Source organism: Microbacterium sp. K41 (assembly GCF_004794395.1).
Taxonomy (GTDB): Bacteria; Actinomycetota; Actinomycetes; order Actinomycetales; family Microbacteriaceae; genus Microbacterium; species Microbacterium sufflavum.
In genome coordinates this window covers 1-529 of sequence record NZ_SSDO01000180.1, presented here as the reverse complement: position 1 = coordinate 529, position 529 = coordinate 1, and the positions used below count along the sequence as shown (strand labels likewise).

General features: G+C 78.3%; 2 protein-coding genes. Both read left to right on the top strand.

From position 1 onward, the window contains the following. Window positions 1-193: DAK2 domain-containing protein (locus DW309_RS04925; RefSeq protein WP_136044732.1), on the top strand; the 193-nt coding region annotated here is incomplete at its 5' end. After that, on the top strand, window positions 193-529 hold a 337-nt coding region (locus tag DW309_RS04920; protein WP_446724674.1), incomplete at its 3' end, for a PTS sugar transporter subunit IIA domain-containing protein. The genes DW309_RS04925 and DW309_RS04920, both read left to right, overlap by 1 nt.

The following is a 529-nucleotide window of genomic DNA, read 5'->3' as shown; positions in this document are numbered from 1 at the left end:
CTCGGTGGGCGACGCCGCCCGGGCGGCGGCCGACGCGGCGGCCGCGGGGCGCGACGCCACCCTCGACCTGGTGGCGCGCAAGGGGCGCGCCAGCTACCTGGGCGAACGCAGCGCGGGGCACCTCGACCCGGGCGCGGCCTCCACCGCGATCCTGTTCGACACGCTCGCCGCCGCGATCGCGGACAGCGCCTGATGATCGGCATCGTCGCCGTCTCCCACAGCGCCCGGCTCGGGGAGGCGGCGCTCGAGCTCGCCCTCCAGATGGTGCCGGGGGGAGGCGTGCGCGTCGAGGTGGCGGCGGGTGCGGGGGTCGACGCCGACGGTGCCCCGGTACTCGGGACCGACGCCGTGGCCGTCGCGACCGCGATCGATGCCCTCGCCGCGGACTGCGACGGGGTGCTGGTGCTGATGGACCTCGGGTCCGCGGTGCTGAGCGCCGAGCTCGCGCTGGAGCTGCGGGCGAGCGACGTGCCGGTGCGACTGGCGCCCGCGCCGTTCGTGGAGGGGCTGCTCGCCGCGGTGGTCGCCG